The sequence below is a fragment of the Paraburkholderia phosphatilytica genome (assembly GCF_003443895.1).
Taxonomy (GTDB): Bacteria; Pseudomonadota; Gammaproteobacteria; order Burkholderiales; family Burkholderiaceae; genus Paraburkholderia; species Paraburkholderia phosphatilytica.
The window spans coordinates 117,071-143,208 of the sequence record NZ_QQOA01000005.1 but is presented as its reverse complement, the minus strand read 5'-3'; the positions used below and the strand labels follow the sequence as shown (position 1 = coordinate 143,208).

Genomic DNA, 26,138 nt, shown 5'->3' with positions numbered 1-26,138 from the left:
CCGGCGATAAACGTCACGCCGGCTGGTAGATTTCACAATTGCCGCGTCGACGCGAACGCTGGCAGCATGACGGCACGCCGCGGGCGCAGCCACGCCCCGGCACGCGCTGCTGCACGCGCGTGCCGGCCGGTGCATGATGGACGCGTGGCGCGTGGCCCGAAGCGCCGCACCCGATGCCCGATCCACCCGCCGATACCAATGATCCGGAGACACGCCATGTCGATGTTCGAGCACATCCCGCCCGTTCGCTACGAAGGACCGCAGTCCGACAATCCGCTTGCGTACCGCTACTACGACCGCGAGAAGGAAGTGCTCGGCAAGACGATGGAAGAGCATCTGCGCATCGCCGTCTGCTACTGGCATTCGTTCGTGTGGCCCGGTGTCGACATGTTCGGCCATGGCACGTTCCACCGTCCGTGGCAGCAGCCCGGCGACGCGATGGAGCGCGCGCAGCAGAAGGCCGACGCCGCGTTCGAGCTGTTCACGCGTCTGGGCACCCCCTACTACACGTTCCACGACACCGACGTCGCGCCCGAAGGCAAGGACATCCGTCAGTACGTCGACAACGTCGCGCGGCTTACCGAGTATCTCGCGAGGAAGCAGCAGGACAGCGGCGTGAAGCTGCTGTGGGGCACCGCGAACCTGTTCTCGAATCCGCGCTATGCGGCGGGCGCCGCGACGAGCCCCGACCCCGAGGTGTTCGCGATGGCCGCGAACCAGGTGCGCCGTGCGCTCGACGCGACCCATCAGCTGGGCGGCGCGAACTACGTACTGTGGGGCGGCCGCGAAGGTTACGACACGCTGCTCAACACCGACCTCGCGCGCGAACGCGAACAGTTCGCGCGTTTCCTCAACATGGTCGTCGAGTACAAGCACAAGATCGGCTTCACGGGCACGCTGCTGATCGAACCGAAGCCGCAGGAGCCGACCAAGCACCAGTACGACTACGACGTCGCGACGGTGCACGGCTTTCTTACGCAATACGGCCTGCAGCATGAGATTCGCGTGAACATCGAGGCGAATCATGCGACGCTCGCGGGCCACTCGTTCCATCATGAAGTGGCGAACGCGTTCGCGCTCGGCATCTTCGGCAGCGTCGACGCGAACCGCGGCGACGCACAGAACGGCTGGGACACCGACCAGTTCCCGAACAGCGTCGAGGAGATGACGCTCGCGCTGTACGAGATCGTGCGGCATGGCGGCTTCTCGACGGGCGGCATGAACTTCGATGCGAAGGTGCGGCGCCAGAGCATCGACGCCGAGGATCTGCTGCACGGCCACGTCGGCGCGATCGACGTGCTCGCGCTCGCGCTGGAACGCGCCGCGCGCCTCGTCGAACACGACGAGCTCGAAGCGTTCCGCCAGCATCGCTACGCAGGGTGGGACACCGAGTTCGGCCGCAAGATCCTGTCGGGCGGCTACACGCTCGAATCGCTATCCGACGACGCGCTTGCGCGCAAGCTGGATCCGCATCATGCGAGCGGCCAGCAGGAACGGCTCGAAAACGTCGTGACGCGCGCGATCTACGGAGCACGTTGACCATGTTCATCGGTATTGACCTCGGCACGTCCGGCGTGAAGGCCGTGCTGCTCGACCGCGACGGCCGCGTGCGGCGCACCGCGTCGCAAACTTTGACCGTGAGCCGCCCACAGCCGCGCTGGTCCGAGCAGGCGCCGGAAGACTGGTGGCGGGCCACCACGCGCGCGCTCGGCGAGCTGCTTGGCGCCGCGCACGAAGACGGCATCACGCCGGCGCAGATCGAAGCGATCGGCCTGACCGGCCAGATGCACGGCGCGACGCTGCTCGATGCGCGCGGCCAGGTGCTGCGTCCCGCGATCCTGTGGAACGACGGCCGTAGCGACGTCGAATGCATCGAGCTCGAGGCGGCAGCACCGCAGCTGCGCGCCATCGCTGGCAATCTCGCGATGCCCGGCTTCACCGCGCCGAAGCTCGTGTGGCTGCGCAAGCACGAGCCCGACGTGTTCGCGAAGATCGCGACGGTGCTGCTGCCGAAGGATTATCTGCGCTATCGCCTGACCGGCGGCTTCGCGACCGATCCATCCGATGCGGCGGGCACTCTGTGGCTCGACGTCGCAAAGCGCGACTACGACGACGGTCTGCTCGCCGCGTGCGGACTCGACCGCGCGCAGATGCCGGAGGTGTACGAAGGCAACGAGATCACCGGCACGCTCGCGCCCGAGCTCGCGAAGCAATGGGGCCTGCGCGAGATACCGGTTGTTGCGGGTGGCGGCGACAACGCGGCGGGCGCGATCGGCGTCGGCATCGTGAAGCCGAAGCAGGCAATGCTGTCGCTCGGCACGTCGGGCGTCTATTTCGCGGTGTCGGACGGCTTTCTCGCGAATCCACAGTCGGCCGTGCACAGCTTCTGTCACGCGCTGCCGCGCACATGGCATCTGATGTCCGTGATGCTGAACGCCGCGGGCTGCCTCGATTTCACCGCGCAGCTCACGAACTATCCCGATGTCTCGGCGCTGCTCGCCGACGCCGAACAGCATGCATCCGAGCGGCGGCCGTGGTTCCTGCCGTATCTGTCGGGCGAGCGCACGCCGCACAACAATGTCAACGCGAAAGGCGTGTTTCACGGCCTGACCAATGAGACGAAGCGCGCTGACCTCGCGAACGCGACGCTCGAAGGCGTCGGCTTCGCGCTGCTCGACGGCATGGACGCGCTGCATGCGGCGGGACTCGTGCCCGACGAGATCGCGGTGATCGGCGGCGGCTCGCGCAGCGCGTACTGGACGCAGATGCTCGCCGACATCGCGGGCCAGCCGCTGACGCTGCGCGCGGGCGGCGAAGTCGGTCCGGCGCTCGGCGCCGCGCGGCTCGCGCATCTCGCGGTCGAACCTACGGCGTCGCTCGACGCGATCTGTCCCGTACCCGCCATGGTGGCGGTACGCGAGCCGGATGCCGCGCGTCACGCGTGGTATCGCGATACGCGCCGGCCCGTTTTCAAGGAGCTTTACAAGGCACTGGAGCCGGTATTTTCGGCTGGCGGTTGAACCTCTCGAGCAGGACGACGGCCAACACCAATCCAACACCGACCCGACGTCCAGCTTTCATCTCAATACCTGCTGCACAGCCGCAAACGTTGCGCTGTAAACCGTCCGTAGGACGCCCTTACCTCACCTCTCTTCCACTCTCGCGCACGTTCGCCAGCGAACGGACGTGCGTTGCCGCAGTGCATTAATTTGGGCGCCGACCGTCCGACGGTCACACGTCCGCGCCCCACCCGGTCGAGTGCACCAGCATGCGCACGGGACCCAACACGATACGACGATGAGAATATCGATCGCCATGGCGACCTACCGCGGCGAAGCGTTCATTCGCGACCAGCTCGACAGCATCGCGAAGCAGACGCTTTTGCCCGACGAGCTCGTGATCACCGACGACAGTCCCGACAATCGCACCGCACGCGTCGTGCGCGAGTTCGCCGCGAGCGCGCCGTTTCCCGTGCGCCTCTATCGCAACGCGGAGCGCGCGGGTCATCCAGAGAACTTCTTTCGCGCGATCTCGCTGTGCGAGGGCGAGCTGATCGCGTTCGCCGATCAGGACGACGTGTGGTTGCCCGAAAAGCTCGAACGCATGCGCGCGGCGTTCGACGACCCCAGCGTCACGCTCGTCACGCATACGGTCGCGGTGGTCGATACGACGCTTAACCCCAAACCCGATCGCGACGATCGACACTGGAGCCTGCGCGGCACCTACGCGCCGCTCACGACGGACCCGTGGTACATCCTGTTCGGCATGAGCGCGATGGTGCGCGCCGATCTCTTTCGGATGACCAGCCTCGCGTTCCGGCCTGCCGATCACACCCGCAACGACATCCTGCTGTCGCACGACCTGTTCGCGTGGTTCATGGCGACGTCGCTCGGCACGATAGTCGCCCTGCCCGACAGGCTCGTGCTGTATCGCCAGCACGATGCGAACACGGCCGGCGCGCCGCCCACGCTGAGCATCGGCGACAAGCTGCGCTGGGCGCTGCGCGCGGGCCGCGTGGTCTACGCGAACATGGCCGCAATGGCGCGCGACCGAGCGAAGGTGCTGGAGCAGGTCACCGACGCGCGTTACACCGAAGCCGCGCGACGTGCTCAGGAATACTACGAAAAGCTGCAACGCGCGTACGAGCTGCGCGCCATGCTATACGACCCGGCGTTGTCGCGCGGCGAGCGTTCGCGCACGCTGCTGCGTCTCGTGGCGCGCGCATCGTACCGCCCGGTCGTGCAAGGCGGGCTCGGCCGGCGCGCGCTCGTGAAGGATCTCTACGTGACGCTGACCAATGCGGCACACGGCGGTGTGATGAACTACCGGGACCACCGGGCGGACGCAGCGGAACAGAAAGCACTGACGGAATAGCGCCCGCTAGCAACGCCGCTACAACCCCTTACCACCTCTTCACCTCGCAGACAGGATTCGATGAACTCGTGTGCGTCGTTCGACACACTGTGGTCCCTTTGCGGGAGGTCATTCGATGTTCACTGCCGTGAACTCCATCGACGCTGTCATGCCCACGTATTCGACGGATGCGGACGAGTCATCGTACAGTGCCAACCGGCGTGCCGCGGCAACGCGTCCGGCCAGTGCGGCCGCTGGGTCCAGTACCTTCGGAGCAGCCGGTTCGTCCGCGGCAGGCGCGTCTGCCCCTCCTCCAGCGCCACCGGTACGGAAACGCCGGGCGCGCCAGCGTCAGGATTGAGCGACACCAACAGGGCGTATATCAACGCGAACTGGTGGTTCTCTCCGGACCTGCCCGCCGATCTGATCAGCAGGCCCGTCGCCGAAGTCGAACGGTTCATCAACTCCAGCGACTATCGTGCGCTCACGGCATAGCCACGCAACGCTCAATCCGCTGGCCGCATCTTCGCCACCTCCGCGTCCGACGGCTGCACGCTCGCGCCATCGATATAGCGGAACGACGTCATCACGCCCTTGCCGTCCTTCAGCCCGGTCACGCCGACGTACGCGCCCATCGTCGACTGGTTGTCCTGCGCGCGGTACATGATCGGCCCGAACGGCGTGTCCACCTTCAAGCCCTTGAACGCGGCCGCGAGTTTGTCCGGATCGGTCGAACCGGCCTTCTTGATGCCTGCGGCCAGCGACATCATCGCCGAGTAGCCGACTACGGAACCGAGACGCGGATAGTCGTGGTACTTCGCCTCGTACGCCGCGACGAACTTCCGGTTCGCGTCGGTATCGATCGAATACCACGGGTAGCCGGTCACGATCCAGCCGGTCGGGGCTTCCGCGCCGAGCGGATCGAGATAGTCCGGCTCGCCCGTCAGCAGCGACACCACCGACAGGTTCTTGAACAGACCGCGCGTATTGCCTTCGCGAACGAACTTGCCGAGGTCCGCGCCGAACAGCACGTTGAAGATCGCATCGGGCTTCGCGTCCGCGATCGCCTGGGTGACCGCGCCCGCATCGAGGTTGCCGAGCGGCGTCGCCTGCTCGGTGACGAATTCGACGTCAGGCTGCGCGGCCTTCATCAGCTTCTTGAAGGTCGCCACTGCCGACTGACCGTACTCGTAGTTCGGATAGACGAGCGCCCAACGCTTCCTGTGCAGCTTCACCGCCTCGGGCACCAGCATCGCGACCTGCATGTAGGTCGACGGACGCAGACGGTACGTGTACTTGTTGCCGTCCTGCCAGACGATCTTGTCGGTGAGCGGCTCCGCGGCGAGATAGAACACATGCTTCTGCTTCGCGAAGTCGGTGACGGCGAGACCCGTGTTCGACAGGAAGCCGCCGAACAGCAGCTGCACCTGTTCGCCCGACACCAGCTCCTGCGCGGCGCGCACCGCGTCGCCAGGGTTCGCGTTGTCGTCGCGCGAAACGACCTCGAGCTGCTTGCCCAGCACGCCGCCCGACGCGTTCACCTGTTCGAGCGCGAGGTTCCAGCCGTTCTTGTACGGGCCGAGGAATGCAGGCTGCGCCTTGTAGCTGTTGATCTCGCCGATCTTGATGGTCTGCTGCGCGAATGCACCGGCCATCGCGACGGACAGCGTCAGCGCGACCCCGAGTTGAGTGAGACGTGACTTCCATCCTGCGCGCGTGGTCATGTGTTTCTCCTTGTCGGTGAACTGCTGGAAGTGGTGCCAGGCGAAGCCGGCTCGAACGGTGACTGCGGTTTCTTTTGCGTGTTCTTTAGCGCTGCTGTTTGCAGCATCACTCCGGCGGACCTGCCGCGCGAACCCGCGCGACGGTCACCTCGACGTTCTGCCACGCCGGCTCGCCACCCGCATAGCGCTGCCGCATGAAGTTCACGAGGTCGGCGACCTGCCGGTCGTTCAGACTGTCGCGCCAAGCGGGCATCGTACCAAGCTCGGGACGCGCCGGCACGGGAATGCCATCGAGGATCACGCGGATCAGGTTGTCCGGCGCGTCCGAATGGACGTTCGTGTTCAGAGCGAGCGACGGATGCGCGCCGAACAGCTGCGGCCCGTCGCCGGTGTGATGGCAGGCCGCGCATGCGCCATCGAAGAGCCGCGCGCCCGCGCTATCCAGTGCGATCTGCCCTTCGCTCGCGGTTTCATATTCGCGCGCGAGATCGTGCGCGTAGTTCGGCGATTGCGCATTCGCGGGCAGCGGATTGAACGAGGCCAGGTAATGCGCCATCGCGCGGACGTCGCTGTCGGGCAACGCGGCGAGTTCGCTCACCACCGGCGCCATCGGCCCGGCGGCGACGCCATGCAGCGGCGCGTGGCCGTAGCGCAGATAGCTGAAAAGTTCGTCCTCGGTCCACGGTACGGGCGCGCTGGAGAGCGTCGTCAACGCGGGCGCGCGCCATCCGTCCGCCGTGCCGCCACCCAGAAAATCCGCGCCCGTCTCTTCCGCGCCGAACGCATTGCGCGGCGAGTGGCACGCGCTGCAATGGCCGAGCCCGTTCACCAGATACGCACCGCGATTCCATTGCGCGCTTTGCTTCGTGTCCTCGGCGAACGCGGTGCGCTGCAGGAACATCCCGTTCCAGCCCGCCATCAGCGAGCGCACGCTGAACGGGAACGCGAGCTTCGTTTCGGCGTTGTGCGTCCGCACCGGCGTCTGCGACATCAGATACGCGTAGAGCGCGCGCAGGTCGCTATCGGAGACGTTCTGGAACGACGTGTACGGAAACGCCGGATACAGATGCCGCCCGTCGCGATGAATGCCTTTCTTCATCGCGCGCGCGAATGCGTCGAACGACCAGTTGCCGATGCCGGTGGTTTCATCCGGCGTGATGTTGGTGCTGTAGACGGTGCCGAACGGCGTATCGAGCGGCCGCCCGCCCGCGTTCAGCACGCCGTTGCGCGCGGTATGACACACCGCGCAATCGCCGAGCGACGCGAGCAGCTTGCCGCGCGCCAACAGCTCCGGCGCGAACGAACTCGCGAGCGGCGGTGCGATCGGTGCGACCGGTTGCGGCGCGAACGCGAGCGCGCCGAGCCAGCCCGCAGCGCCCGCCGCGAGCGCACTGAACAGGCCGAACGACAGCCGCTTCTTCCAGCGGCTGCGAACGCCCTGGCGCGCGGCATCGATCGCATCCTGCGCGGCGCGCGCAGTCTTCGCGGCTTTCGCATCGTCGTCGTCGAGCGCGGCGCGGATCGTCTCCGGCGTAAACGGCGGACGACGGAAGCGCACGCCGGTTGCGTCGTACAGCGCGTTCGCAATGGCCGCCGCGCCCGGCAGCGACGCCGATTCGCCGGTGCCCATCGGCGGCTCGCCGTGACGCGGCATCATCACCACCTCGATCACCGGCACTTCGCGGAACGTCAGGATCGGATACGCGCCCCACTCCTGGCTCGTCACCGCGTGCTCGCCGAACGACACCTGCTCTTTCAGCGCGCGGCTCGTCGCCTGGATCACGTTGCCGTGAATCTGGTGGCGCACGCCGTCCGGATTCACCATCGTGCCCGTGTCCTGCCCGACCACCACGCGCGTGACCGCAAGCTCGCCGCTCTTGCGGTTCACCTCGATGTCCGCGACCCACGTCGCCCATGCTGCGCCGAAGCCCGGAAAACGGCTGTGCACGTAACGCGCGTAGGCCACGCCGCGGCCGCGCGCGATGTCGGGATCGTCGCCTTCCTGCGGCGCGCGCGTGAAATGGTACGGACGCGGCGTCCAGCCCGCGCGTTCGGCCGTCGCTTTCACGAGATCGATCGCGCGCGGATCGGTCAGATGGCGCAGACGAAACGCGACCGGATCTTCGCCTGCCTCCGCCGCGAGTTCGTCGATGAACGATTCGTGCGCGAACGTGTTCGGCAGCGCCGACACACCGCGCAGCCACGACGCACGCACGATCGGCGGCGTGTCGTCGCAGACGATCCGCATTGCTTCGTAGTCGTACGGCGGCACCGCCGTGCGGTCGCCCATCTCGAACACCTGCGGCTGCGGATCGATCGCGCCGGTGAGCAGCAACGCGAGCGTCGGCGCATCGTTCGACGGGTAGCGCGTCGCGAAATCGTATGCGGCGAGCGTGCCGTCGGCCGCCAGCGCACCGCGCACGTCCATCAGCTGCGCGGCGCCCTTCGGTTCCCACGCGTGCTCGTCTTCGCGCGACAGTTGCACGCGCACTGGCAAGCCGGTCGCGCGCGACAGCAACGCGGCATCCGCCGCGACATCGTCCGCGCAATTGCGGCCGTAGCAGCCGGCCGCTTCCATCCGCACGACGTCGATCTTCGCTTCGTCGAGCCCCATCAGCAGCGCAAGGTCCGCGCGCAGCGAGTGCGGATTCTGCGAACCCGACCACACCTTCAGCCCGTCGTCGTCGAACTGCGCGACCGCGCATGAAGGTCCGATCGACGCATGCAGCTGATACGGCCACATGTAGGTGCGCTCGAAGGTTTTTCCATTCGATTCGGATGCCTGATCGATCGCCGCGTCGACGTCGCCACGCGTGACGAGATCGCGGCGAGAGGCCGGGTTCGCGCGCAACGCGGCTTCGAGCGCATGCGTGTCGCTGAGGTCGGGCAGCGCATCGACCAGCTTCCAGCGCACTTTCAAACGCTTCGCCGCCTGCTGCGCGATCTCCTCGCGCTCCGCGACCACGCCGACGAAATCGCGAATCACAACCACCTTCACGATGCCCGGCAGATCCCCGACAGATTGCTCATCGACGTCGATCAGACTGTTGCCGACGAACGCGCCCTGCGCGACACCCGCATACGGCGGTCGCACCACGCGGCCGTGCACCATGCCCGTCACGCGCACGTCGTGCACGAAGGACAGGCCGGCCGTCGCCTTCGCCGGAATGTCGACGCGCGGCGCGCCCTTGCCAACGATCCGATACTCGTGCGGCGACTTCAGTGGCGCATCGGTGCGCAAGGTGAGTTCGATGCGCCGGCCCGCGACAAGTTCGCGATACGCGAGTCCCTGCGTGATATCGCCGTCGCGCGGATGGACGATGCCGTCGCGCACGGTCAGCGTCGACGCTTCCACGCCGAGGCGCGTGGCCGCTTCGGCGATCAGATGCTGCCGGGCCTGCGCCGCCGCGTGATGCAGCGGCACTGCGGAGATCTGGATCGTCGCGCTCGCGATCGTCGGCCCCTGGTTCGGCGCGTCGCGCGTATGGCCGAGCACCATCGCGACACGCTCGAACGGCACGTCGAGTTCTTCCGCGACGATCTGCGCGAGCGAGGTCTGGATGCCGGTGCCGAGATCCACGTGGCCGTTGTACGCGCTCACGCCGCCGTCGTCGTGCACGGCGACGAACGGTTCCGCAGCACTCGGCGTCCACGTGGAGCGCGAGCCAGGCTGGCCGATTGCGGGCTTCGCGAGCGGCGGCGGCGGACGGCTGACGATCAGCACGCCGCTCGCGGTGGCCAGCTGTTCGCGCGTCATCCCGCGCGCCGTCACGTCCGACGGGCGACGGCGCTCGACGCCAGAATCCGGGCTCATCATCGGCGCGCTCCCGAAGGCGACGTTTCCACCACGACGGATAGATCGACCGGCAGACGCGCCACTTCGGCTTCGCGAGTCGCATCGGGCAATGCACGCATCTTGGCCTCGCGCATCAGCACGGCCGCGCGCTGCACGGCCCGCATGATTTCGATGTGCGTGCCGCAACGGCACAGGTTGCGCGACAGCTCGCGACGAATCTCGTCGAGCGTCGGATCGGGACAGCGGTCGATCAGCGCCTTCGCGGTCATGATCATGCCGTTCAGGCAGTAGCCGCACTGCGCGGCCTGTTCGTCGATGAACGCCTGCTGTACCGGATGCGGACATTCGCGAGTACCGAGCCCTTCGAGCGTCGTGATCGCATGTCTCTCGGCGACGCGCGCCGAGGTCACGCACGAACGCGTCGGCACGCCATCGAGCAGCACCGTGCAGGCGCCGCATTCGCCCAGGCCGCAGCCGAACTTCGGGCCGTTCAGCGCGAGGTCGTTGCGCAGCAGATAGAGCAGCGGCGTGTCGGCATCCGCGGCAACGGTGTGCCGCGCGCCGTTCACATCGAGCGTCAGGAGCGCCGGGGGCTTCATACCCGCGTCAGACGACGACCGGCACTTCGGTCGCGGGCGGCGTGTTGCGGCTGCGGCGGCACTTGATCAGGCCGTCGATCATCACCATGCCAACGCCCGGAATATCGCCGAGCTGCACGCTCTCCAGCAGGTTGTCCGCTGCCGTGTGCTGCGCGCGGTCCATGAATACGAGATCCGCGGGACGACCGACCTCAATCAGCCCCTGGCGCAGGTTGCGCTGACGCGCGGTATTGCCTGTCGCGAAGCAGAACGCGATTTCGGCGGGAATGTCGGCAAGGCTCGAAATCAGCGCGATCATCCGCAGGATGCCAAGCGGCTGCACGCCGGAGCCCGCCGGGCTGTCGGTGCCAAGAATGATGCGGTGCGGGCACTTCAGTTCGATCGCGTGGCGCGCCGTGAGTAACGCGATTTTCTCGTTGCCGTTGTGGACGATTTCGAGCGCGCGGCTCGACTGCTCGCACAGGTCGCACACGTGCCGGTACGGCAGCGACGTATGGCCGCCGTTGATGTGGCCGATCACGTCGGCGTCGGCTTCGAGCACGACGTCCTTGCCGATTAGCCCCGAACCCGGAATCGACGGACCGCCTGTGTGGATCGTGCTCTGGATGCCGTACTTGCGCGCCCACGCGACCATCTGTGCCGCTTCATCGCCGGCCTTCACGCTGCCCAGGCCCACTTCGCCGAGCAGTTTCACACCGGCATCCGCGAGTTCCTTGAAGTCGCTCTCCACCATGCCCTTCTCGATCACCGGCGCGCCCGCCAGCACCTTCACGCCGCCGCCGACGTTCCCCGTGCGCATCGCATCGAACGAGCGCTGCGCGGTGATCGCGAGCGCCTTCACGCCAATCACGTCCTTCGGACGACCAGGCAGATGCACCTCGCCCGCGGAGATCATCGTCGTCACGCCGCCGTTCAGGTTCGATTCGATCCAGCCCATCTGATTCTGGCGCGGCGTCCAGTCGCCGAACACCGGGTGCACGTGCGAATCGATCAGGCCGGGCGCCACCGCCGTGACTTTGCAGTCGATCGTAGTGCGCGCATGCTCGAGATCGCAATCCTTCTCGCGGCCCACCGCGGTGATCACGCCGTCGTCGATCACGATCGTGTCCGCATCGAGGATCGGATGGTCGATGTCGCCCGACAACAGCAATCCGATGTTCTTCACGACCACCTTGCCCGACGTGCCTGTCAACGTCTCTGCTGCCATGCCTGATCTCCTTTCGCAACGACTGTGTTTTCACCGCGTGCGGCGCTCGTGCCGCTCGCGCGGGTCACACTCACGCTATACGCTCAGGTACGCTCGCCGCACCGTCTCGTTCCGCGCGAGTTCGCCGATCGTGCCGCTGAAGCGGATCTGCCCTTTTTCCAGCACGTACGCGCGGTCGCTTACGAGTTCCGCGAAGTGCAGGTTCTGCTCGGACAGCAGGATCGACAGACCCTCTCGCTTGAGCTCGAGAATCATGTTCGCCATCTGCTCGACGATCACCGGCGCGACGCCTTCCGAAGGCTCGTCGAGCAGCACCAGATACGGATTGCCCATCAGCGTGCGTGACACGGTGAGCATCTGCTGCTCGCCGCCGCTCATCTGGCCGCCCGGGCGCTTCGGCATTTCGCCGAGATTCGGGAACAACCGGAACAGCTTCCCGGGCGTCCACTCAGGCGCGCCGTCGCGCGGCGGCTGACGGCCGGCGTCGAGGTTCTCCATCACGGTGAGATCCGCGAACACGCGGCGGTCCTCCGGCACGAAACCCATGCCCATCCGCGCGATCCGGTACGGCGCGTGGCGGCTGATGTCCTCGCCGCGAAACTGCACGCGGCCCTCGCGGCGCGGCAGCAGACCCATCACCGCCTTCATCGTGGTCGACTTGCCGGCGCCATTGCGGCCCATCAGCGCGACCACCTCGCCGCGACCGACTTCGAAGCCGACGTCGAACAGGATGTGCGCGCGTCCGTAGAACGCGTTGAGGCCGGTGACTTTCAGCACGGGTTCGCCGGTTGCATTCGTTTTCGATGTGTTCGTTTCCATCGTGGAAGGCAGCGCGCTCATTGCAACGCTCCTTGCGCGCCGCTTGCGTCGCTCGCACCATCCAGCACCGCATGCGCGCGAAAGGTCTTGCCGGTGCCGAAATACACCTCCTGGACGCGCGCGTCGTTGCGGATCGCGTCGCCGCTGCCTGCCGCAATCAGTTTGCCGCGCGCGAGCACGATCATCCGGTCCGCGTACGCGAACACCACGTCCATGCTGTGCTCGGTAAACAGCACACCGATGTTGCGCTCGGTGACGAGGCGTTTCGTGAGGGCCATCAGTTCGTTGCGCTCCTTCGGCGCCATGCCAGCGGTCGGTTCGTCCATCAGCAGCAGCTTCGGCTGGTTCGCGAGGGCGATCGCGAGTTCGACGCGCTTCACGTCGCCGTACGCGAGCACGCCGCATGCGCGCTGCGCGTCCGCGCCCATGCCGACCTGTTCGAGCAGGTCCATCGCTTCGTCGACGTAACGCGATGCGGCCGGCGTCCAGGGGCCAAACAGCTTGCGGTCGCGCGAAATCAGCGCCATCTGCACGTTTTCCAGCACCGTCATCGAGTTGAAGGTCGCGGCGATCTGGAACGTGCGCCCCACGCCCATGCGCCAGATGTCGCGCGGCCGTCTGCCGACGAGCTCTTCGCCATCCAGACGGATCGAGCCCGCCGACGGCTGCAACTGGCCGTTGACCATGTTGAAACAGGTGGACTTGCCCGCGCCGTTCGGCCCGAGCAGCGCGAGCAGTTCGCCCGCGGCGAGATCGAAGGAGACGTCGTCGACAGCCTTCAGGCCACCGAAGCTTTTCGACAGACCGCTGACCGAAAGGAGGTTCATAGGCCCTCCTTCACTGCCGCGCCGCCTGCGGCAGTACCTGCGGGTAGTGCAGTATCCGCGTCGCCGTTCTCGTCGAAGCGATCGCCGAAGCGATCGCGGATGAAGCCCGCGATGCCCTGCGGAAACGCGATCACGAGCAGCAGGATCGCGACGCCGAGCAGCGCCTGCCAGTAGTCGGTCTGCCGCGCGACCGTGTCCTGCAGCCACGTGAACACCGCCGCGCCGACGACCGGTCCAGCGAGCGTCTGCAGGCCGCCCAGCAGCACCATTACGAGACCGTCGACCGAGCGGCTCACGCTGATCACTTCCGGCGAGATCGTGCCTTTCGAGAACGCGTACAGCGAACCCGCGAGCCCGCAGAAAAGCGACGCGACGACGAACGCGGCCCACTGCACGCGCTTCACGTCGATGCCGATCGCCTCCGCGCGCAGCGTCGAATCGCGGCCCGCGCGCATCGCATAGCCGAGCGGCGAGAACAGCATGCGCCGCAGTAGCCACACGCCGAGCGCGCACAGCACGAGCGCCGCGTAGTAATACGCGACCGGCGACGACAGCCAGTTCGACGGCCACAAGCCGAGAATGCCGTTGCTGCCGCCCGTCACGTCGTCCCACTGAAACACGACCGACCAGACGATCTGCGCGAACGCGAGCGTCAGCATCGCGAGATAGACGCCTGAGAGCCGCACGCAGAACCAGCCGAACACGAGCGCGCCGCCCAACGCGAGCAACGGCCCCAGCAGCAGCGCCGCTTCCATCGGCAGCGACAGCACCTTCAGGAACAGCGCCGCGCCATACGCGCCGAGCCCGAAGTACGCGGCGTGACCAAACGAATGCATGCCGCCGGGGCCCATGATGAAGTGCAGGCTCGCGGCGAACAGCACCGCGATCAGGATTTCGACCAGCAGCACCGGCATGTACGGAAAGCGGCTCGCGGCCACGGGCGCGATGAGCAGTACGATCAGCACCGCGAGCGCGAGCGTCTTCAGCCGCTTGCCCGCGGGGCGCAGCGGCGCTTCCGGCGCGCCCATCCCGCGCACCGCGGCGCTCGCGCGGCCGAACAGGCCCCACGGCCGCACCACCAGCACCACCGCCATCACCACGAACTCCGCGACGAGCGTGAAGCGCGACAGCGAAAAATCGATGCCGAGTATCGTGACGTGACCGATGCCGATGCACAGCGCCTTGATCTCCGCGATCAGCAGCGCGGCTGCGAACGCGCCCGGAATCGAACCCATCCCACCGACCACGACCACCACGAACGCATTGCCGATGGTCTCGAGATCGAGCGACAGGTTCGCGGACATGCGCGGCCCCTGCAGCGCGCCGCCGAGACCTGCGAGAAACGCGCCGACGAAGAACACGCCGGTAAAGAGCCACGCTTCGTTGATGCCGAGCGCGCCAAGCATCTCGCGGTCCTGCGTCGCCGCGCGCACGAGCGTGCCCCAGCGCGTGCGCGTCAACGCATACCAGAGCGCGACGAGCACGAGCGGGCCGATCACGATCAGCGCGATGTCGTAGGTGGGCAGCGGATGGCCGAGCAGTTGCACGGAGCCCGCGAGGTGAGGCGCGCGCGGGCCGAACAGATCGTCCGGGCCCCACAGCCATAGCGCCGCGTCGCGGAAAATCAGCACCAGCGCGAAGGTGGCAAGCAGATGGAACAGCTCGGGAGCCTGATAGATCCGCCTCAGCACCACGATCTCGACGAGCGCACCGAGCACCGCAACCACCAGCGCCGCCGCCAGCACCGACAGCCAGAAGCCGCCCGTCGTCGCGCCAAAGCGGCTCGCGATGCTGTACGCGACGTAGATGCCGAGCATGTAGAACGAGCCGTGCGCGAAGTTGACGATGCGCGTGACGCCGAAGATCAGCGACAGCCCCGCCGCCACCAGAAACAGCGACGACGCATCGGCAAGACCGTTCACGAGTTGTACCAGCAGATTCGAAAGCATGTCGCCCTCAGCGGCTTACCGTGGCGCGCGTGCATGGACCCGTTCCATGCCTCGCGCGCATCTTCCGTGCACAGCAGTGAAGGCGTCGCTCAGCGCAGACCATCTTCGCCCTTGATCTCGCTGACCTGCAGGCCGCCGATGCGTGGCAGCGGCCGCCCGCCCGCCGTCACCGCGACCGCGACGACGATCTCGCTCGCGCGCGGCGCGTCCGCGACACGCGCTTCGATCGCATCGAAGTGACTGCGCACGAACGCGGCATCCTTATGGCCGAGCGGCACGTCGATCGCGGTGCCGAGCGTGCCCATCTTCTTTGCCGACGGCACGAGCGCCGCGCCCTTCTCCACCGCGGCGCGCAGCGGTGCGCCGAGCTTCGGATGCAGGATCGCGGCCGCGTGCTCGAGCTCGCCCGCTTCGCCGACGATCGCCGCCTTGCCATAGCTTTGCGCGGCACCGGGCTCGATGCCGAGCGCTTCGACACACTTCTTGCCGAGCAGCCCGCCGAGCTCTTCGCCGGCTTCGATCAGCGCGTCGAGCTTCGCTTCGTAGCGGCCCGCGTACGGATTGTCGATCACCGCGATCGCGACCGCGCGGCGCACCGGCGGATCGATCGTCTGCCCCATCTCGATGCGTGTTTCGTCGACCTGCACCAGCAGCTTGCGAAGCTTGATTGCCATCTCGCTCTCCGTGTATCCGTAGGTTCCGTTTCTGCCGCTCTGTCGGTTTCGTCAAGTGGCGTCGAATCGATTCAACGCAATCCGTCCTTGCCCGCGATCGCGTCCTTCGCAAGGCCGCCGACGCGCGCATGCACGCGCTGCCCGGTGCTCATCACGAGGATATACACGACTTCGTCCGCGGCGGGCGCGCCCGGCACCCGCACTTCGAGCGCGTCGAAGTGGCTACGCACGTAGCTCGCGTTGACGTGCGTGAGGGGCACGTCGAGCGCGGTGGACGGCGCGCCGACTTTCTTCGTGGACGGCACGATCGCCTTCGTCGGCACGCCGTGATTTTCCAGCAGCTCGCGCATCGCATAGCCGCCAGGCACGTGCCACAGTGCGCCGTGTTCGAGTTCGCCAGCCGAGCCGACGATCGCGCCCTTGCCGTAGGCTTCGATCGCGCTGTGCGGCAAGCCCATCGCGCCGAGCAGACGTTCGGCCATGTCGAGGCCGATCGGCTTCAATGCGTCCATTGCGTGCTGGATCTCGGGCTCGTAACGGCCCGCGAACGGGTTGTTCAGCACCGCGGCAATGGCGCCGCGCCGCAGCGGCTGTGCCGGCGCCGGGCCGAACTCATGGAAGATGTCTTCGACGTGCGTCAGCACGCGGCGGATTTCGAACACGGGGCCTCCGTCTGGTAGAACACTGCTGCGTTCAATCGGTGATGGGTGTGGCTCGGCCTGTCTGCGTCGGCGTCTGTGTCAACTGCGGTATCGACGCCGACCACGCGCACGCGGCGTTGCAGAAACAGCGCCGCGCCTTCGATGATGCCAGCGTCGCGCAACTGTCGCGCTTTCGCCGCGCCGCGTTCCAGCGCGAAGTCGACGAGCGGCAACGGCAGCGCGGGTACGTCGACGGTCACGAGGCGATCGCCCAGATCGCTATTGTCCTTCAACGACGACGCCGGGCGCCGGACGATGCCCGGATGATCGAGGTCGATCGCGTTCGCGACGGCCGTCGCGGCGGCATCGGCCGTGGCGGCATCGCGCGCGAGGATCGTCACGCTGTCCGCGATGCCGAGGCTGAAGCTGCGGCCGCGCCAGCCGCTCGTCGCGATGCCGCGCACCCGCTGGTGCGCGTCGAGCGTGAGTTGGGCGTCAAGCGGCTGCGCGTGATCGTGGTCTTGCGAAAGTGAATGCACGGGATCGAAGCGCGCGAGATCGGCGAATACCCCGATCGTATAGCGCGGCAACGCACCCTGCCCGTCACGTCGAGCATCACGTCCCGTACTTAGATGAAACGCGATGTCGCCGCCATTGTTGATGTACGCGCGCGCGATGCCTTCGCGCGCGTACGCGCCGATCAGTTCGTCCGCGACGCTGCCTGCGACCGCGGCCATCGGCGTGATGAAACGCTCGCGATGCGCGTGACACGCCAGCCACATCCGGCGCGCGATCGGGCCTTTGCATGGACAGTCGCTGCGTTGCGCGTCGTGCGGCACCGGCTCGCGCAGCAGCGCGAGTTCGCGCACCAGTTCGTCGAGCACGCCGGCGAAGCGCGCCCAGCACGCTTCATGCGCGGCCTGCACGGCCGCAGCAGTGCCATCGGCGCCGATGATCAGATCGATCGGACCGTGCTGCAGATGCCAGCGGCCATCGTCGTAGCGAAGACGTTGCGCGCTCATCGCGATCATCCGAGCATCGGCGGCACGGCGGGCGGCCACGGGTTGTCGGGATGACGTGCTACCGTGCGGCGTTCGAGCGGCGCGCCCTCGGTATGCGTTGGACCATGCGCGAGCACCTCAGCAAGCGGACGCACCGCGTCGAGATGGCCGCCGAGATCGCGGTACGCGTCGTAACGCATCGTGAATTCGATCGGCGCGACGATCGCGGGCGTCGGCACCGTGCCGAACGAGCCGTCGGGCATCCGCGCGACATCCACCATGATCGTGATGCCGCCGCCTGGCCACACGTAGGCCGGCGCGCCGCCGCAGGTCACATTGACGAGCTGCTGCTTGATCGCGCGGGTGAGCAGCACCGGGTTTTCGGTAGCGCCCGCGCGCAGGCTGCCGCCCGCGCCGCCGATAAACAGCACCGTAGCCAGCGACGGCTCGCAGTTCTCGCCGATCCGCTCGACCGTGCGACGTACCGCATCGGGCATGTCGGCCACCCGCGGCACGAGATCGCGATCGAGCTCGTACCATTGCGCGTGCTCGCCCGTCGTCGACACCATCAGGATGCGCATGCCCGGCCGCGCCTTGCTGGCATCGAAGCCTTCGACGATCGCGAGCGGGTCCTGAATGTCGGTGCCGCCCCAGCCGGTGCCTGGATTCGCCACCTGAAAATAGCGGCCCGGCGTGGACTTGCGGCCGCGAATCTTCAGGCCCGAATCCAGCATGCCGAGACAGCGGCCGGCCTGGTGTTCGGTCAGCACGCCGGTGATGTGATCGTCGACGACGACCACTTCGTCCACGTGGCCGAACCACTGCTTCGCGAAGATGCCGATCGTCGCGGAGCCGCAGCCGACGCGCATGCGCTGCTCTTCGACGCCATCGACAATCGGCGCCGCGCCCGCGCGGATCACGAGATTCGCGCCGCCGTCGATCGTGAATTCCACCGCGTCCTTGTTGCCGAGCGCCTGCATCATGTCGCAGGTCACGCGCCCTTCTTTCTTGCTGCCGCCCGTCAGATGATGCACGCCGCCGAGGCTCAGCATCTGCGAGCCGTATTCGGCGGTGGTCACGTGCCCGACGATCTCGCCCTTGCAGCGCACGTTCGCCTGCTCCGGCCCGAGAAAGCGGTCGGTGTCGATCTTCACCTTGAAGCTGCAGTAGCTGAAGATGCCTTCGGTTACGACCGTCACCATGTCGACGCCGTTCTGCTTCGACGACACGATGAACGGCGCGGGCTTGTAGTCGGGATAGGTGGACGATGCGCCGACGCCGGTGACGAAGAGTGCGTCGTCCGTGCGTCGATCCGCGATGTCGTTTGCGTTCGCGCCGCTGGACGTTGGCAGCCGCGACGTATCGAACGGTTCGTTCGCGTCCATCAACGCTGCCGGCGCCGCGATCGCCGCGGTCGCGGAACCGCTCTCCAGCCGCTCGCGCGAAATGAACAGCACCGGATCCACGCGGATCAGCCGGCCATCCGCATTCGCGTAGCGGTCGCACGCGCCGGTGCGGCCCGCGGAGATCTGGCACAGCACTGGACACGCATTGCACTCGATCTTGTTCGCGGCCATCCGGTCGCTGCGCGGCGCCGACTTTTCGAGCACGGTCGGGCCCGGCGTCGAGGCCGTTTCGCCATCAACGCCGTCTGCACCAAAATCGACCTTCGTATGTTCCGTCATGGTGGGGTTCCTGACAACGACATCGCTTCCGGTCTTGCTCCGGCTCGCGGGAAAGCCCATTTTTGAAGGTACTTTCTCGACAACCCGCCGGTTTTCAATTTTGAAAATGTTGCGGTCACTTACCGTTCGTGTAGTATCTGCTACACCAAACATGAGTGAACCATACTCGATCAAAATAGACTGCGCAACGCCCACACCCTGCTTTGTCCAGTCGTTTTTATCGCGGCTGCAGGCGCCATGCGGTGCGATGCGCGTGTAGACCGTCATGTTGCGGCGCGCCATTTCCGCGTTCTGATCGCGCGCCGCGATGCCCTGTGAAAGGAGTGTCGCCGTGACTCACGTCGTAACCCAAGCCTGCATCCGCTGCCGCTATACCGACTGCGTCGAGGTCTGCCCTGTCGACTGCTTCCATGCAGGTCCGAACATGCTGGTGATCGACCCGGACGAGTGCATCGACTGCGCCGTCTGTATTCCCGAGTGCCCCGTCAACGCAATCTGTGCCGAAGACGACGTCCCTGACGCACAGCGCGAATTCGTCGCGCTCAATGCCGAGCTCGCAACCGTATTTCCGGTGCTCACGCGGCGGGAGAATCCGCTGCCCGACGCCGACGAATGGAAAAATGAATCCGGCAAGCTCGCGATGCTCGCGCGCAGCGCGGGTTGAGGGACCACAGGGCCACTGGAGTCCATGCCATGAGTTTGCAGCACGTCGTGAGGTTTTGCAGTCCACCGTTCGGTCTACCCACTTGAGGAGTCAACAGATGAACGAGGTCGTCGACCATCCCGTCCAGCACGCCACGCATGCCGAACCGCCAACGCCCATCGAGACCGACGCATTGATCGTCGGTGCAGGGCCGGTCGGCCTGTTCCAGGTGTTCGAACTGGGCCTGCTTGAAATTCACGCGCATGTGATCGATTCGCTGCCGGCGGTTGGCGGCCAGTGCGTCGAGCTGTATCCGGACAAACCGATCTACGACATTCCCGCGGTGCCGATGTGCACCGGCCAGCAGCTCGCCGACAACCTGATGCAGCAGATCGAGCCATTCGGCGCAACGTTCCACCTGGGCCAGGAAGTGCAGATCGTCGAGCGGCTCGACGACGGACGCTTCTTCGTGCGCACCAGCAAAGGCACCGAGTTCCTCACGAAGACGATCTTCATCGCGGCAGGCGTGGGCTCGTTCCAGCCCCGCACGCTGAAGGTGAGCGGCATCGATAAACATCACGGGCGGCAGCTGTTCTACCGGGTGCGCGACCCGGAACTCTTTCGCGACAAGGACATCGTGATCTGCGGCGGCGGCGACTCCGCGCTCGACTGGGCGTTAAATCTCGTCGACGTCGCGCAAAGTGTCGTGCTGGTGCATCGGCGCGACGAATTCCGCGCGGCACCGGCGTCGGTCGCAAAGATGCGCGCGCTGTGCGACGGGATGCGGATGCAATTCATGACGGGCCAGGTGAACGGCTTCGAGGATCGCGGCGACGCACTGCATCGCATCAAGGTGACGGGCGGCGATGGCGTCACGCGCACGCTCGAACTCGATCATCTGCTGGTGTTTTTCGGGCTGTCTCCGCAGCTGGGGCCGATCGCAAGCTGGGGGCTCGAGATCGAGCGCCGCCAGATCGGCGTGGACACCGGGAAGTTCGAGACCAACGTGCCGGGCATTTTCGCGGTGGGCGACATCAATACGTATCCGGGCAAGAAGAAGCTGATTCTGTCGGGCTTTCACGAAGCGGCGCTCGCGGCGTTCGGCGCGGCGCCCTACATCTTCCCGGACCGCAAGATCCACATGCAGTACACGACGACGAGCACGAAGCTGCACAAGGTGCTGGACGTCGAGACGCCAGTGTTTGATTGACGCGTGACGGGTAGCACGCCGGAAACGCTATGATGGCGGCGCGCCGCATGTGGTTTGCGTGGCGCGCATCGCAGTCTGCTTCAATGCACACCGGACAGCACGCTTCACCACCCTACCGAAGAACAGAGGCCGATCATGAGTACCCCTGCCGCCCGCAAACCCGGTGCGCTCGGCATTCGCGCGAAGCAGGCGCAGGACACGCGCGCCAAGCTCCTGAAGGCTGCCATCAAGGTGTTCGCGAAACAGGGCTATGCGAGCGGCCGGATCGAGAGCATCTCGAAGGCCGCGCGATCGCACGACCGGATGATCTACTACTACTTCGGCAGCAAGGAACAGCTCTTCATCGAAGTGCTGGAGACGATTTACACGCAGTTCAACGAGGCTGAAAGCCGCCTCGATCTCGACCTCGACGACCCGGCGCGCGGCCTCGCGCAGATGGTCGAATTCGTCTGGACGTATTACCTCGACCATCCGGAATTCGTCACGCTGCTCTCCAGCGAAAACCTGCATCAGGGCAAGCACTCGAAGAAGTCGTCGAAGCTGAAGGAGATTTCCGGGTACGCGATTTCGGTGGTGCAGCGCGTACTCGATGCAGGCAAGGCGCAAGGCATTTTCCGCGCGGAGGCGGACCCACGCGACGTGTACATCATGATCGCGTCGCTCGGGTACTTCTATAACGCGAACCAGTACACGCTGGGCGCGTTTCTCGGCGAATCGCTGATGGACAAGGCGGCCCTCGCGCACTGGCGCGAGGTGATCAAGGATACGGTTTTGAGGGCGGTGCTGGTGGCGCCGGGGGGGTAGGCATCCCTTGGCCGAACTACGGGCCGCCTTCGCGTTCACGTCGAATTGCGATTCCATATAGATCTGGCAAATCACGAAGTTCTCGTCCAGAGTCGACCGATTGTTCGCGCGCACCAGTTGCCGAATCTCCCGCAAACGCGCCGCGTCGTCGACATGCACCGTGACGGTCGTCGCATCGGATTTCGGCGTCAACTGCGCCCTATGTTCGTTGACTACTTTTAACGAAAGCGTTGGTCGCAATGGACAGACAGCACGCTTTCACCCCCTCTTCCTCGGTATCTTCAAGCTGATCGTGTACCGCGTACTGCGGAATCAGCACGGGCGTCGGCCTGTATTTGCAGAGCACGCCGTCGCCGCTGACCGCCTGCAGCCGCCCGCCTCTCAGATCGCCCCCATCCGCAGGTAGTCGGGCATACCGGACTTACCGATGATTTCTCCCCAAGACTGGCAGGCCTCACAAAATGCCTTGTCTCCCAGACAGGCCATCGCACACATCTGGCCGTCCGCGTCTTCGATCAGATCGTCATGCTCTTGGACGTATTCCGCCGCTCGAAATCGGATCGCCGTCGACGATCGTGTAGTAGATCGCCACCGTTGCCATACCTCCACGAAGTCAAAGAAAAAAGAAGCGCCGACCCGGGGAAATTGCCGGTGACGGCACGAGCTTTGTCCTGTCCTCGTGATGCTCGGGCGACGTCGAACCGTGAAATATCGGAGCGGTATTAAATAGGTTTCCGAACTATGCAGCACGCATCGTTCAGACAAGTTTTGACAAACGAGAGGGAGAATTGCGGGCTAAGGCAGCGCTTTGCGCTCAGCGAGACTCGCGATCCGCGACGGCCGCTTCGTCGCGTCGCGCATGCGTGTGCGCGTGGGTATGCGACTGCGTTTGCGGCAATGCTGAAACCGGAACCGCGGATGCCGGCACATGGGTGGCCCCGCGCCGCACCAGCGAGCGCGTGCGCAGCATCTCCGCGCCCTGCCAAGACGCCAGCGCGAGCGCGCCGAACAGCACCTCGCGCATCCGCTTCACGAGCGCGAGCGACAGCGCGACCTCGCGATCCACGCCGAACAGCTGCGCGAGCAGCACCACCGCCGCCTCCTGCACACCGAGACCCGCGGGCACGATGAACGCGGCATGACGCACGGCCTGCGTCAGCGCCTCGATCGCGAGCGCCCCGGCAACCGACACTGGATGCCCGAGCAGTTCGAGCGCCCAGTACGTTTCCGCCGCGCCGATCACATAGCCCGACAGTTGCCAAAGAAACGCGCGAAACACGAGGCCGGTGCGTCGCATCAGCGCATCGATATCTGCATCGAGCCGCCTACCGTCGATGCCCTGAAGGAGCGGATGCGTATCGCCGAGCAGATGCGCGGCCCAGCGTTCGATCGCGTGGAAGATGCCGCCGCGGCGGATCAGCGCGAATGCAATGAGCGGGAACGGCAACGACAGCAACAGCGCGAGCCCGACCGTCTTCAGCACGCCGGTCTGCGCGGTAGCCGCGACGATCAGCACGAGGCCGAGCGCAGAGAACGCATACTGCACTGCGATCGTCACGAGCACCTCGACGATCACTGATGCGCTGACGCCGCTCGCGTCGTGCACACGCCAGCGCGCGAGCCGGATGCCGACCAGCTCCCCGCCCACGCCGACGCTCGGCAGGAGCCGGCTCACCGCTTCGCGCACGGTGGCGATCCACCACAGGAACGGCAGCGGCGCGCGCTCGTCGAGCAGCAGTTGCCACGCGCGCGCATCGAGCAGCAGCGGCAGCGCGTGGAACGGCACCAGCCACAGCAGCGCGAAGCCCGCCTGACCGATCACGGAGGCGACGTCGGACACCCCGTCGCGCAGCAGCAGCACGATCAGGATCCCGATGCCAACCGGCAGACCAGCCCAGCGGAGCCACTTGCCGATCATGCCGCGAGTGCCCCGTGGTGGCACACGTCGGCGAATCCGCCACAAGTCGCGGCCACGGCCGAGACTGCCGCGGCCACGCGCGGCGACAGCAGCGCTGCGAGCTCTTCGTCGTGACGATAGGTTCGCATCGCCGGCGTCAGCGGCTCGGCTCCGGTGGCCGGGTGGCAGTAGATCTCGCCGACGCCCGGCGGTAGCGCCTGCAGCGCCGCGAGCCATGCGGCTTCGTTCATGTGGCCGGTATCGGCAATGCCAACCACGTAGTCGTTATGCGCGATGCCGGCGCGATCGAGCCGCGCGCGCACCTGGTCGACCCACGGTTGCAGCCACACCGACCCGCGCGGCTCGCTCGGCAGACGCATCGCGCGCATGCCGTAGTCGCGGCCGATGTCGATGACCATCGACAGCACCGTGGGATGCAGATGGAAATGCTTGTGCGTATTGACGTGATCGAGCTCAAGGCCCGTGCGCGCGAAGGCATCGAACTGCGCGCGGATTTCGCGCGCGAGCTGCCGCCGCACGTGGGGCAGGAAGAAGAAGCGGAAACCGTCGGCAACCATGTTGTCGCCGAAGCGGCCGCCCCCATCGACGAGCGCGGGAATCTCGTGGCGCGGCAGCAGCGCTTCGCCGTCCGCCAGCACGAGATGCAGGCCGACGCGCAGTTTCGGCAGCGCGCGGGCACGTTCGACCGCATCGGCCGCGGCCGGTGCGCCGACCATCAGGCTCGCCGCGGTCAGCACGCCATGCCGGTGCGCGCGCTCGACGGCTTCGTTCACCCGTTGATGCAGGCCAAAGTCGTCGGCGGTGACGATCAGCGCGCGCCGTTGCCGCCCGTGCCCCTCGGCAACCTCGGACATCACGCCTCGTGAGCGCGCAGGAAGCGGAAGAACTCGACACCTTCGCGCAGGCGCCGCTTCATCATTTCCCAGCTCATCAGCATCTCGCGCACGATTTCCCAGATCTTCGACGGACGGAAATAGAACTCGCGATAGAAGCGTTCGAGATCATGATAAATCTCATCGCGCGACAGGTGCGGATAGCCGATCGCGGCAAGCTGCACGCCTTCCTTGCTAACGAGGTTGATGGTCTTGTTCTCTTCCATCCAGCCATTCTCGACGGCCTGGTTGTAGAGCGTCGTGCCCGGATACGGCGCCGCCAGCGACACCTGGATGGTGTGCGGATTGATTTCCTTCGCGTACTCGATGGTCTTTGCGATCGTCTCCTTCGTCTCGCCCGGCAGGCCAAGGATGAAGGTGCCGTGGATCTTGATGCCGAGCTGCTTGCAGTCCGAGCTGAAGCGGCGCGCGAAATCCGTGCGCACGCCCTTCTTGATGTTCACGAGGATCTGGTCATCGCCAGACTCGAAGCCGACCAGCAGCAGGCGCAGGCCGTTTTCCTTCATGACCTTGAGCGTCTTGTACGGCACGTTCGCCTTCGCGTTGCACGACCACGTCATGCCGAGCTTGCCCAGGCCGATCGCGATCGCTTCGGCGCGCGGCAGGTCGTCGGTGAAGGTGTCATCGTCGAACATCAGTTCCTTCACCTCCGGCATGTTGTCGCGGATCCACTTCGCTTCCTCGAGCACGTTCTCGACCGAGCGCGTGCGGTAGCGGTGGCCGCTGACCGTCTGCGGCCACAGGCAGAACGTGCAGCGCGACTTGCAGCCGCGGCCCGTATAGATCGACACGTACGGGTAGTTCAGATAGCCGATGAAGTAGTTGTCGATCTTCAGGTCGCGCTTGTAGACGGGCGCGACGAACGGCAGCGCGTCCATGTCTTCGAGGATCGGGCGCGCCGGATTGTGCTCGATCGAGCCGTCCTTCGCGCGCCAGCTCAAGCCCAGGATTTCCGGGAACGGCTTGCCTTCGGCGAGTTCCTTGCAGGTGAAGTCGAACTCCTCGCGGCAGACGAAATCGATCGCTTCGGTCGCCGTGAGCGAGTTGTGCGGATCGACCATCACCTTCGCGCCCACCATGCCGACGATGATCGACGGCTTGTGCTTCTTGAGGTCTTCGGCGAACAGCGCATCGGTCGGGAACGACGGCGTGCTCGTGTGGATGATCACGAGGTCGTAGGCTTCCGCGATCTTCAGCGTCGCCTGGACGGAGAGACCGTCGGCGGGCGCATCGAGCACGCGGCTGTCCGGCACGAGCGCGGCCGGCTGCGCGAGCCACGTCGGATACCAGAACGAGCGGATTTCACGCTTGGCCTGATAGCGCGAACCCGCGCCGCCGTCGAAACCGTCGTACGACGGGGCCTGAAGAAACAGCGTTTTCATGGATGCTCCGGAA

The 26,138-nt window shown here is 66.1% G+C and carries 21 protein-coding genes; 7 read left to right on the top strand and 14 right to left on the bottom strand.

Going from position 1 to position 26,138, the window contains the following annotated elements; all coding sequences use genetic code 11:
* Positions 1 to 216: 216 nt before the first annotated feature.
* From xylA to DVS29_RS37245, 4 genes are all read left to right on the top strand, one after another.
* Entirely contained in the window at positions 217 to 1,539 is a 1,323-nt protein-coding gene (gene xylA, locus DVS29_RS07555) for a xylose isomerase (protein ID WP_118179816.1), read from the top strand.
* Between the two features lie 2 nt (positions 1,540 to 1,541).
* Positions 1,542 to 3,020: a xylulokinase gene (xylB, locus tag DVS29_RS07550; RefSeq protein ID WP_118179815.1), complete on the top strand. Its 1,479-nt coding sequence runs from the start codon at positions 1,542 to 1,544 to the stop codon at positions 3,018 to 3,020.
* Between the two features lie 277 nt (positions 3,021 to 3,297).
* A complete protein-coding gene (locus DVS29_RS07545; RefSeq protein WP_118179814.1) occupies positions 3,298 to 4,374 on the top strand; it encodes a glycosyltransferase in 1,077 nt (358 codons plus the stop codon).
* A 336-nt stretch (positions 4,375 to 4,710) separates the two neighbouring features.
* Positions 4,711 to 4,848, top strand: a complete 138-nt coding sequence (locus DVS29_RS37245) for a hypothetical protein (RefSeq protein ID WP_164707860.1) — start codon at positions 4,711 to 4,713, stop codon at positions 4,846 to 4,848.
* An 11-nt stretch (positions 4,849 to 4,859) separates the two neighbouring features.
* On the opposite strand, the gene DVS29_RS07540 is transcribed toward DVS29_RS37245, so the two are convergent.
* From DVS29_RS07540 to DVS29_RS07490, 11 genes are all read right to left on the bottom strand, one after another.
* Positions 4,860 to 6,077: an ABC transporter substrate-binding protein gene (locus tag DVS29_RS07540; RefSeq protein WP_118179813.1), complete on the bottom strand. Its 1,218-nt coding sequence runs from the start codon at positions 6,075 to 6,077 to the stop codon at positions 4,860 to 4,862.
* Between the two features lie 106 nt (positions 6,078 to 6,183).
* Positions 6,184 to 9,894 carry a molybdopterin cofactor-binding domain-containing protein gene (locus DVS29_RS07535; protein WP_118179812.1) on the bottom strand — a complete coding sequence of 1,237 codons (3,711 nt, stop codon included), beginning with the start codon at positions 9,892 to 9,894 and terminating at the stop codon, positions 6,184 to 6,186.
* Positions 9,891 to 10,472, bottom strand: coding sequence for a (2Fe-2S)-binding protein (locus DVS29_RS07530; RefSeq protein ID WP_118179811.1), 582 nt, complete (start codon positions 10,470 to 10,472; stop codon positions 9,891 to 9,893). The genes DVS29_RS07535 and DVS29_RS07530 overlap by 4 nt, the downstream gene beginning before the upstream one ends.
* 7 nt (positions 10,473 to 10,479) lie before the next feature.
* Positions 10,480 to 11,679 (bottom strand): amidohydrolase family protein, encoded by a 1,200-nt coding sequence (locus DVS29_RS07525; protein WP_118179810.1) that lies wholly within the window; start codon positions 11,677 to 11,679, stop codon positions 10,480 to 10,482.
* A gap of 75 nt (positions 11,680 to 11,754) precedes the next feature.
* A complete protein-coding gene (locus DVS29_RS07520) occupies positions 11,755 to 12,498 on the bottom strand; it encodes an ABC transporter ATP-binding protein (RefSeq protein WP_118179913.1) in 744 nt (247 codons plus the stop codon).
* 17 nt (positions 12,499 to 12,515) lie between these two features.
* Complete coding sequence (locus DVS29_RS07515) at positions 12,516 to 13,325, bottom strand: ABC transporter ATP-binding protein (RefSeq protein WP_118179809.1); 810 nt, start codon at positions 13,323 to 13,325, stop codon at positions 12,516 to 12,518.
* Positions 13,322 to 15,274 (bottom strand): ABC transporter permease, encoded by a 1,953-nt coding sequence (locus DVS29_RS07510; protein ID WP_240655502.1) that lies wholly within the window; start codon positions 15,272 to 15,274, stop codon positions 13,322 to 13,324. The genes DVS29_RS07515 and DVS29_RS07510 overlap by 4 nt, the downstream gene beginning before the upstream one ends.
* Before the next feature lie 89 nt (positions 15,275 to 15,363).
* Positions 15,364 to 15,948 carry an amino acid synthesis family protein gene (locus DVS29_RS07505; RefSeq protein WP_118179808.1) on the bottom strand — a complete coding sequence of 195 codons (585 nt, stop codon included), beginning with the start codon at positions 15,946 to 15,948 and terminating at the stop codon, positions 15,364 to 15,366.
* Positions 15,949 to 16,019: 71 nt separating this feature from the next.
* Positions 16,020 to 16,610, bottom strand: a complete 591-nt coding sequence (locus DVS29_RS07500) for an amino acid synthesis family protein (RefSeq protein WP_118179807.1) — start codon at positions 16,608 to 16,610, stop codon at positions 16,020 to 16,022.
* Positions 16,586 to 17,611, bottom strand: a complete 1,026-nt coding sequence (locus DVS29_RS07495) for a UPF0280 family protein (RefSeq protein WP_118179912.1) — start codon at positions 17,609 to 17,611, stop codon at positions 16,586 to 16,588. Before DVS29_RS07495 ends, DVS29_RS07500 begins: the two co-directional genes overlap by 25 nt.
* A 5-nt stretch (positions 17,612 to 17,616) precedes the next feature.
* A complete protein-coding gene (locus DVS29_RS07490; protein WP_118179806.1) occupies positions 17,617 to 19,275 on the bottom strand; it encodes a 6-hydroxynicotinate reductase in 1,659 nt (552 codons plus the stop codon).
* Between the two features lie 331 nt (positions 19,276 to 19,606).
* Between DVS29_RS07490 and fdxA the strand changes: the two genes are divergently transcribed.
* The 3 genes from fdxA to DVS29_RS07475 all read left to right on the top strand — a co-directional run bounded on the left by fdxA (position 19,607) and on the right by DVS29_RS07475 (position 21,932).
* Complete coding sequence (gene fdxA / locus DVS29_RS07485) at positions 19,607 to 19,939, top strand: ferredoxin FdxA (RefSeq protein WP_118179805.1); 333 nt, start codon at positions 19,607 to 19,609, stop codon at positions 19,937 to 19,939.
* 97 nt (positions 19,940 to 20,036) lie between these two features.
* The gene (locus tag DVS29_RS07480) at positions 20,037 to 21,128 is read left to right on the top strand and encodes an NAD(P)/FAD-dependent oxidoreductase (protein ID WP_118179804.1); all 1,092 of its coding nucleotides are present in this window, start codon (positions 20,037 to 20,039) and stop codon (positions 21,126 to 21,128) included.
* A gap of 135 nt (positions 21,129 to 21,263) precedes the next feature.
* Entirely contained in the window at positions 21,264 to 21,932 is a 669-nt protein-coding gene (locus DVS29_RS07475) for a TetR/AcrR family transcriptional regulator (RefSeq protein ID WP_118179803.1), read from the top strand.
* An 814-nt stretch (positions 21,933 to 22,746) separates the two neighbouring features.
* Here the strand turns inward: DVS29_RS07475 and DVS29_RS07465 are convergent.
* From DVS29_RS07465 to hpnJ, 3 genes are read right to left on the bottom strand one after another with little or no spacing between them, the layout of a single operon-like run.
* Positions 22,747 to 23,850, bottom strand: a complete 1,104-nt coding sequence (locus DVS29_RS07465; RefSeq protein WP_420816076.1) for a lysylphosphatidylglycerol synthase domain-containing protein — start codon at positions 23,848 to 23,850, stop codon at positions 22,747 to 22,749.
* Positions 23,847 to 24,704: a hopanoid biosynthesis-associated protein HpnK gene (gene hpnK, locus DVS29_RS07460; protein ID WP_118179802.1), complete on the bottom strand. Its 858-nt coding sequence runs from the start codon at positions 24,702 to 24,704 to the stop codon at positions 23,847 to 23,849. The genes DVS29_RS07465 and hpnK overlap by 4 nt, the downstream gene beginning before the upstream one ends.
* Positions 24,704 to 26,125, bottom strand: a complete 1,422-nt coding sequence (gene hpnJ, locus DVS29_RS07455; RefSeq protein WP_118179801.1) for a hopanoid biosynthesis associated radical SAM protein HpnJ — start codon at positions 26,123 to 26,125, stop codon at positions 24,704 to 24,706. The genes hpnK and hpnJ overlap by 1 nt, the downstream gene beginning before the upstream one ends.
* Positions 26,126 to 26,138 lie beyond the last annotated feature (13 nt).

Excerpts from the sequence above, each read along its gene's own strand:
- DVS29_RS07480 (WP_118179804.1), top strand. The coding sequence starts at position 20,037 with ATGAACGAGGTCGTCGACCATCCCGTCCAGCACGCCACGCATGCCGAA.
- DVS29_RS07540 (WP_118179813.1), bottom strand. The coding sequence starts at position 6,077 with ATGACCACGCGCGCAGGATGGAAGTCACGTCTCACTCAACTCGGGGTC.
- DVS29_RS07505 (WP_118179808.1), bottom strand. The coding sequence starts at position 15,948 with ATGGCAATCAAGCTTCGCAAGCTGCTGGTGCAGGTCGACGAAACACGC.
- DVS29_RS07495 (WP_118179912.1), bottom strand. The coding sequence starts at position 17,611 with ATGAGCGCGCAACGTCTTCGCTACGACGATGGCCGCTGGCATCTGCAG.
- xylA (WP_118179816.1), top strand. The coding sequence starts at position 217 with ATGTCGATGTTCGAGCACATCCCGCCCGTTCGCTACGAAGGACCGCAG.
- DVS29_RS07525 (WP_118179810.1), bottom strand. The coding sequence starts at position 11,679 with ATGGCAGCAGAGACGTTGACAGGCACGTCGGGCAAGGTGGTCGTGAAG.
- hpnJ (WP_118179801.1), bottom strand. The coding sequence starts at position 26,125 with ATGAAAACGCTGTTTCTTCAGGCCCCGTCGTACGACGGTTTCGACGGC.
- DVS29_RS07515 (WP_118179809.1), bottom strand. The coding sequence starts at position 13,325 with ATGAACCTCCTTTCGGTCAGCGGTCTGTCGAAAAGCTTCGGTGGCCTG.
- DVS29_RS07535 (WP_118179812.1), bottom strand. The coding sequence starts at position 9,894 with ATGATGAGCCCGGATTCTGGCGTCGAGCGCCGTCGCCCGTCGGACGTG.
- DVS29_RS07465 (WP_420816076.1), bottom strand. The coding sequence starts at position 23,850 with ATGATCGGCAAGTGGCTCCGCTGGGCTGGTCTGCCGGTTGGCATCGGG.
- DVS29_RS07490 (WP_118179806.1), bottom strand. The coding sequence starts at position 19,275 with ATGACGGAACATACGAAGGTCGATTTTGGTGCAGACGGCGTTGATGGC.
- DVS29_RS07475 (WP_118179803.1), top strand. The coding sequence starts at position 21,264 with ATGAGTACCCCTGCCGCCCGCAAACCCGGTGCGCTCGGCATTCGCGCG.
- hpnK (WP_118179802.1), bottom strand. The coding sequence starts at position 24,704 with ATGTCCGAGGTTGCCGAGGGGCACGGGCGGCAACGGCGCGCGCTGATC.
- DVS29_RS07545 (WP_118179814.1), top strand. The coding sequence starts at position 3,298 with ATGAGAATATCGATCGCCATGGCGACCTACCGCGGCGAAGCGTTCATT.
- DVS29_RS07510 (WP_240655502.1), bottom strand. The coding sequence starts at position 15,274 with ATGCTTTCGAATCTGCTGGTACAACTCGTGAACGGTCTTGCCGATGCG.
- xylB (WP_118179815.1), top strand. The coding sequence starts at position 1,542 with ATGTTCATCGGTATTGACCTCGGCACGTCCGGCGTGAAGGCCGTGCTG.
- DVS29_RS07530 (WP_118179811.1), bottom strand. The coding sequence starts at position 10,472 with ATGAAGCCCCCGGCGCTCCTGACGCTCGATGTGAACGGCGCGCGGCAC.
- DVS29_RS07520 (WP_118179913.1), bottom strand. The coding sequence starts at position 12,498 with ATGGAAACGAACACATCGAAAACGAATGCAACCGGCGAACCCGTGCTG.